5 protein-coding genes are annotated in these 6,835 nt (G+C 64.7%); 3 read left to right on the top strand and 2 right to left on the bottom strand.

Annotation, left to right across the window (positions count from 1 at the left end):
• On the bottom strand, nucleotides 1-914 hold a 914-nt coding region (locus tag G0P99_RS15205), incomplete at its 3' end, for a calcium-binding protein (RefSeq protein ID WP_370462803.1).
• Between the two features lie 344 nt (nucleotides 915-1,258).
• Here G0P99_RS15205 and G0P99_RS15200 point away from each other — a divergent pair.
• Together G0P99_RS15200 and G0P99_RS15195 are read left to right on the top strand one after the other, a co-directional pair.
• The gene (locus G0P99_RS15200; RefSeq protein WP_164131301.1) at nucleotides 1,259-2,218 is read left to right on the top strand and encodes a TAXI family TRAP transporter solute-binding subunit; all 960 of its coding nucleotides are present in this window, start codon (nucleotides 1,259-1,261) and stop codon (nucleotides 2,216-2,218) included.
• An 85-nt stretch (nucleotides 2,219-2,303) separates the two neighbouring features.
• Nucleotides 2,304-4,085 (top strand): TRAP transporter permease, encoded by a 1,782-nt coding sequence (locus G0P99_RS15195; RefSeq protein WP_370462802.1) that lies wholly within the window; start codon nucleotides 2,304-2,306, stop codon nucleotides 4,083-4,085.
• A 9-nt stretch (nucleotides 4,086-4,094) separates the two neighbouring features.
• On the opposite strand, the gene G0P99_RS15190 is transcribed toward G0P99_RS15195, so the two are convergent.
• A complete protein-coding gene (locus G0P99_RS15190) occupies nucleotides 4,095-5,495 on the bottom strand; it encodes an amidase family protein (RefSeq protein WP_164131297.1) in 1,401 nt (466 codons plus the stop codon).
• A gap of 207 nt (nucleotides 5,496-5,702) precedes the next feature.
• On the opposite strand from G0P99_RS15190, the gene G0P99_RS15185 reads away from it, so the two are divergent.
• Entirely contained in the window at nucleotides 5,703-6,794 is a 1,092-nt protein-coding gene (locus G0P99_RS15185; RefSeq protein WP_164131295.1) for a YeeE/YedE family protein, read from the top strand.
• Nucleotides 6,795-6,835: the final 41 nt, after the last annotated feature.

Here is a 6,835-nt window from a genome sequence, read left to right as displayed (position 1 = left end):
ATGGTGTCATTGCCGCCCTGGCCGAAGACCTGGTCGTTACCGGCCCCGGCATCGACGCTGTCGTTGCCTTCGCCCGCATAGATCACGTCGCGCAGGTCATCCTCGGACGGGCCGCCGATGATGGTGTCGTCGCCATCGCCGCCGTTCAGCGTATCGGCGCCAAGCCCGCCGTCGATACGGTCGTTGCCCTCGTCACCCAGCAGTCGGTCGTTGCCGCTGCCGCCGGACAATGTATCGCTTCCCGATGTTCCGGTCAGATCAAGTGGCGGATCGGTCGACGGCGGGATCAGTTCGTCGGCGGCGACCAGACGGTCAGAGAACTGAAAGAACTCGACATCGCGGGCAATGTCCGTCCCCTCGGCCGAGGTGATCTGATAACCGCCGGACACTGCCTGTGATGTGGCAGAGGCGAAAGTAACACCAAAAACCGCGGTGTCGCTGCCATCGCCCCCCAGTAACAGGTCGTTGCCGATCCCCCCGTTCAGCTGGTCGTTCCCGGCGCCGCCGTCCAGCGTGTCGTCGCCGCCGTTGCCGAGGATCGTGTCATTGCCGTTGAAGCCGGGCAATTCGTCGGACCCGGTGGCGGAGCCGTTGATCTGGTCCGCGCCCGCCAGCATGATCTGTGCCGCGCGCACCTGGTTATCCTCGATCTCGATGGCGCGATAGATGGCGTTGGCGTCAACGGTCATGCCGGTCAGGCTGTAGAAAAGCGCGCCCCCCCGATACTCGAATAGACCGGTCAAGGTGCCGAATACCTCTCCGGCCAGGGAGTAGGTGAAACTGCCCCGGTAGGTTTCAGAGCGAAACCCGTCCGACAAGGTGATCTGTGTCGAGGTGGGAGTACCCACCAACTCGCCGTCCCAGTTTTCCAGTGTGCTTAATCTGAATTCCGTGTTTGCATTGAAAACAGCCATGTTTCCCCCCTTTGACAGACTGACGATCAGGGCGTTGCAGGCCGAAGCAAAAGAGTCTGAGACCTAGTACCGGTGGCTGACGAATGCAGTCGGGTAATATTTAACGCGCATGCGGAAATGGCCTGGGCAGCGCGGATCGTCAGGCGAGCCTAGCAGAAACTGCGCGGAAAATCACCTTTTGGCTGTGCCGACGGGGCAGGACGGGTGTTTGGGGCTAAGGTTATTCGGCTTTTGCCCCGGCAGGTGCGGGGCGAAAGACGGTGGGCGGATCCCTTCGCCGGCTTCCCATTGACCTGAGAACGGGCAGAGTGCTTTATCAACGGAAATCAAAGGGAGGTTCGAAGATGGTATTGAATTTCAAGGCAATGATCGGCGCATTGGCCGTTGGGGCGATGATGGCGGTTCCCGCCGCGGCCGAGACCCGGGTCACCTATAAATCGGCCAAGGCTGGCACGTCCTATTACCAGATGGGGGTCCAGATAGCCGAGGCGATGAAGGCGGGATCGGACGGCAATATCATCGTCACGGTCGAAGAGGGGCAGGGCTCGGTCCAGAACGTGATGGAGGTGCGGGCGCGCGGGGGTGACTATGTGTTCACCACGCCGCCGGTTCTGGTCGGTTTGGCGCAGGGCGGCAAGGCGATGTTCGAGGGTAAGGGCGATCCGGCCTTTGACGAGATCCGGGCGCTGTTCCCGATCCCCTCGCTGACCATGCATTTCGTGATGTCGGCTGACAGCGGTGCCACTGGTCTTGCCGATCTGGAAGGCAAGACGATCCTCTTGGGCAAGGGCAGCTTTGGCGCCACCGAGGGGGAGAAATACCTGAAACTGTTTGGCCTGGAGGGTAAGGTCAATATTGCCGACGCGGAGCTGTCGAATGCGGTTGCCGCTCTGAAGAACGGCCAGATCGACGGGTTCGTGACGGCCGGGTCCTGGCCCGCGCCGAACGTGGTCGAGGCAGCGGCCTCGGCCGGGGTGACGGTGCTGTCGCTCAATGACGAGCAGATTGCCGAGACCAAGCGCACGCGGCTGGTGATCCCGGCGGGCACCTATGCCGGGCAGGATCAGGATATCGTCACCACGTCGTTGCCGGTTGTCGCCTACACGACCACCAAGATGGAGGACGAGACCGCCTATCAGCTGACCAAGACCTTTTGGGAGAGCAAGGCCGCAATGGCGGAAAGCGCGGCCTGGTGGGGTGGTGTCGATGCCGCGATGATGGGGAACATCACCGGCAAACTGCATCCCGGCGCGGTGCGGTACTATCAGGAGGCGGGAGTCGCCTTGACCGCGGACCAGATGTAAGCCTCTGACCGTTGCAGCATACCGGGGCCGGGCCAGTTTTGGCCCGGTTCCTTTTTCCGGGAAGGGACGGGGCATGGAGGGAACGGTGGACACATCGGCGGCGTCATGGCGGCGGTGGATCTGGCTGGCGCTGGCGCTGGTGCTGGTCGTGTTTCACATCGGCCTGATCTTTTCCGGGCTGGTGCCCAACCTGGTGAGCCGCCCGCTGCATCTGGCACTGATCCTGCCCTGGGTGTTTCTGTACGGCGTGTCCGGCCGTGGGCGGGTTGTGTCCGGGGCGGTCCTGTGCGCGGTGGGCGTTGCGGCGGCGCTCTGGGTAGCGTGGAATGCCGATGCGCTGGGCGACCAGTACGGGTTTCTGGAAAACCGGTTCCAGATCGCGGTCGGTTTTGCGCTGCTGGCGGTGGTGATCGAGGCGGCGCGGCGGGCCATCGGCTGGCCCTTGCCGATGGTGGCCACGGCGGCGCTGCTTTATGCGTTTTTTGGCCATCTCATTCCGGGTGAGTTCGGCCATTCCGGGGTGCCGCTGCGGTCGTTCCTCGGGTCCATGACGATTGCCGAGGCCGGGATCTGGGGCAGTCTGACGGCGGTTTCGGTCGGTGTTGTCTCGATCTTCGTGATCTTTGGCGCGGTGCTGAACGCGGGCGAGGCGGGGCAGGGGTTCATGAACGTGGCCGCCGCCGCCGCCGGGCGGCTGAAGGGCGGCGCTGCCAAGGTCTCGGTCCTGTCCTCTGCACTGTTCGGGTCGATCTCGGGCTCGGCCAGCGCCAATGTGGCCTCGACCGGGGCGATCACCCTGCCTGCGATGCGGCGCCTGGGATACCCCAGGCGGCTTGCCGCCGGGGTCGAGGCGGTGGCCAGTTCCGGCGGGCAGATCATGCCGCCGCTGATGGGGGCGGGGGCCTTTGTCATGGTCGAGCTGACCGGTGTCCCCTATACCCAGATCATGGCGGCGGCGCTGCTGCCTGCACTCTTGTATTTCTGGGCGGTGTGGGTCGGCATCAACGCCTATGCGACCCGGTACGAGCTGAAGGGGCTGGCGCCCGAGGACCGGCCGCGCACGCGCGATGTGGTGGTGACCTCGGTCTTTTTCCTCGTGCCCTTTACGGTTCTCATGCTGGGCATGTTCGTGGCGGGCTATACGCCGCAATATGCCGCCTGCCTTGCCATCCTGGCCGGGGCGCTGTTGCTGCTGGTGGATGGAGATCTGCGGGTCGATCCACCGAAAATCGCGGCGCGGGTGTCCGAGGCGCTGCTGACCGCCGCGCGGCAGGTGTCGATGATCGCGGCCATCATCTTTTGCGCCTCGATCATCATCGGGGTGCTGGGGTCGACCGGGCTGGGGGTCAAGATCACCTCGGTCATTCTGGAAGGGGCGGGTGGGGCGCTCTGGGCGTCGCTGCTGCTGACGGCGGTGGCCTGTCTGGTGCTGGGCATGGAGGTGCCGACAACCGCCGCTTATGTGATCTGTGTGTCGGTTGCCGGTCCGGCGCTGATGAAGCTGGGGCTGGAGCCGTTGCAGGCGCATCTCTTCGTATTCTGGTTCGCGCTCTTGTCGACGATCACGCCGCCGGTCTGCGGCGCGGTGTTCATCGCGGCTGGCATGGCCGAAGAGAACTGGATCAAGGTGGCCCTGACCGCGATGGCGCTGGGCGTTGGTCTCTACCTGATTCCTGTGGGCATGGTGACCTGGCCCGCGGTCATTCGGGTGGCTGAGGACCCGGTGGGGGCGATCACCGCCTTTGCCGTGCTGGCCGTCGCGCTGACGGCGCTGTCCTTTGCGCTGATCGGGCGGTTCAGCCTGATCGTCCGGGTTCTCTTGTCGGGGGGCGCGGCGGTCTTGCTGTTTGGTCCGGCACTGATGTGACCTGAGGGCTTAGTCCCAATCGGGGGTAGAGACCGTGGGACGGTCGCCTGCCGCCTCGATATCCGTACCAGCGGCAAGCAGGATATCCTCGCGGTATTTCGGCCCGACAAGCTGCACCCCGGTCGGGATCCCGTCGAATTCCCCCATCGCGACCGAGAGGGCGGGCATGCCCATCACGGGCAGGCCTCGCTGTGTCAGTTGCGCCTCGAGAACGCGGGCGAAGGCCTGTTCCGAGCTGACATCCAGTTGCTGGGCAAAGGGCAGTTCGCCCGACACGGGGCAGATCAGGACCGGGTAGTCGGCCAGGAACAGCTCCCATTCGCGCACCAGCGTGGCGCGCGATTGCAGGGCTTTCATCAGGGTTTCGAAATCGACCTTTCCGGTGTCCTTGAGCATCTGTTGGAAGACGAATTGAGAGTCGGGCTCGGCCTCGTTTCCGATCATCTCCGCCGCGCCGAAGAGGGTATCCGCCATCCAGAGTTGGGCGTTCAACTCGGCGGCCTGCCGGATCGGCGGGCAGTCGACCTCGGTCACGGTCCATCCTGCGGCCTTCAGGATTTCTGCGGCCTTGAGCAGTGTCTTTTGCACCGCCTCGGAGACGGGCATGCCATCGGGCGACAGGGTCAGTGCCGCCCGTTTGGGGAAGTCGCGCGGGCCTGTGGGGACGGGCGCATACCACGGGTCGCGCAGGTCCGGGGCGGCCATGGCGGCCAGGGACAGGCCCAGATCCGCGATGCTGCGGGTGATGGGGCCGGAGACGGCCATGATCTGCGCGCCGATGAACCGGTCAGCCGCGCTGGCGTTATAGGCGGGAATGCGGCCCAGCGTGGGGCGCAACCCGTGCAGGCCGCAGGCATAGGCCGGGTAGCGGATGGAACCCGCGATATCGGTGCCGTGCCCCACGGCGCAAAGGCCCGCCGCCACCGCCGCCGAGGCCCCGCCGGACGAGCCGCCCGGGGTGATCCCGCGGTTTCGGGGGTTCAGCGTCTGGCCGTGCATGTCGTTCTTTGTAAACCAGCGCAGGGAAAAGGCGGGCGTGTTGGTGCGGCCGAGGATGACCCCGCCCGCCTTGCGGATATTGGCGACAACCGGGCTGTCATGCTCGGCGATCAGGTTTTCCTGGAGCCTCAGCCCGTTGGTTGTGGCATGGCCTTTCTGGTCCACGTTGACCTTGATGGTCACCGGCACGCCGCAGAGGGGGCCGGGGTCTTCGCCCCGGGCGATGGCGGTATCGACCTGCCGCGCGGCGGCCAGCGCTTCCTCGGGGAATTCCTGCACTACCGCGTTGATCCTTGGGTTCACCTGTTCAAGGCGGCTCAGATGCGCCTCGGCAACCTCGACCGCGCTGAGTTTGCCTGTGCGCACCGAGGCGGCGATTTCGCTGGCGGTCATTTCCCAGGGGTGTTGCATGGTCTCTCTTCTCTGATCGGGGTTCGGCCGGATGGCGGGCATCTGCGGGCACTGTGCACCGCTGGGCGGCATTTGCCAACGCACCGCAACTGGGTGGCCGCGCCACAAAACTAGACAGATAACATAGAAACATTCTACCATCTTTATGTGTTGTTATCTCGGGGGCTTCCCTGTGATGGCAGTCTCTTTGGGAGGAGAGAGGGCGCAATGGTGGAAATCTGGAAAGAAATGGCGGTGGAGTCGGCCGACTTCTACATTGCCTGGGGCGGATTGCTCATCGGTATCGCCTTTGGCTTTATCGTCTATCGCACGAACTTCTGCACCATGGGGTCGATTTCGGATATCCTGTCGTTCGGGGACTGGAACCGGTTTCGCGCGTGGCTGTTGGCCATTGCGGTCGCGGTGTTCGGGGTCTGGCTGATCGAGGGGGCGGGGATGGCGGACATGACGCTGTCGATGTACCAGGTGCCGACGCTGGGCTGGGGGGCCAATGTTGCCGGCGGGCTGATCTTTGGCTTTGGCATGGTGTTCTCGGGCGGCTGCATCAGCCGCAACCTGGTTCGGGCCGGGGGCGGGGACCTGCGGTCTATCGTGGTGCTGCTGATCACCGGCATCTTTGGATACATGACCATCGGCGGGCTGCTGGGGCCGTTGCGGGTGGCGATTTTCGACCCGATGTCGGTGGATCTGGCCGAGGGGGGGATCGAGGATCAGAGCCTGGGCGCGGTTCTGTCGGGCCTGTCCGGCATGTCGGTCGAAACCGCGACAACCGTCACGATGCTGGTGGTGGTGCTGGGGCTCTTGGCGTTCTGTTTTGCCAGCGCCAGTTTCCGCACCTCGCCGCGCAATCTGGTGGCGGGGGTCGGCATTGGCCTGTGCGTGGTGCTGGGATGGGCGCTGACCGGGCTGACCTATGACGAATTTGCGGACAACCCGTCGGTGATCTCGCTCAGCTATGTGCGGCCGGTGGGTGACACGATCGACTACCTGATGCGCTATACCGCATTGGGCGCGCCGGGCTTCGGGATTGTCACAGTGGCAGGTGCCCTGATTGGCGGTCTGGCCGGGGCGCTGTCGATGGGGCGGCTGCATCTGACGACCTTTGCCGACCAGGCGGATTCGATCCGCAACATGCTGGGTGCCGCGCTGATGGGCATCGGCGGCGTGCTGGCGCTGGGCTGCACCGTGGGGCAGGCGCTGACCGGGGTGTCGACGCTGGCCGTCGGTTCTGTGATCACCTTTGTCTTTATCGTGCTGGGCGGGATCGCCGGGGTAAAGACGATGGAGGCCATCGCCTGACGGGCGTCTTTTGTATTGCGCGGCCCCGACTGTCTCGGGGC

This window comes from Ruegeria sp. PrR005, assembly GCF_010500245.1.
GTDB lineage: Bacteria > Pseudomonadota > Alphaproteobacteria > Rhodobacterales > Rhodobacteraceae > Ruegeria_B > Ruegeria_B marisflavi.
Note: the sequence above shows the minus strand (reverse complement) of the source record. Positions and strands in the feature narration are given on the sequence as shown.

What these genes read in the sequence shown, in the direction of transcription:
- G0P99_RS15200 (WP_164131301.1), top strand. Translation starts at nt 1,259, where the DNA reads ATGGTATTGAATTTCAAGGCAATGATCGGCGCATTGGCCGTTGGGGCG.
- G0P99_RS15190 (WP_164131297.1), bottom strand. Translation starts at nt 5,495, where the DNA reads ATGCAACACCCCTGGGAAATGACCGCCAGCGAAATCGCCGCCTCGGTG.
- G0P99_RS15185 (WP_164131295.1), top strand. Translation starts at nt 5,703, where the DNA reads ATGGTGGAAATCTGGAAAGAAATGGCGGTGGAGTCGGCCGACTTCTAC.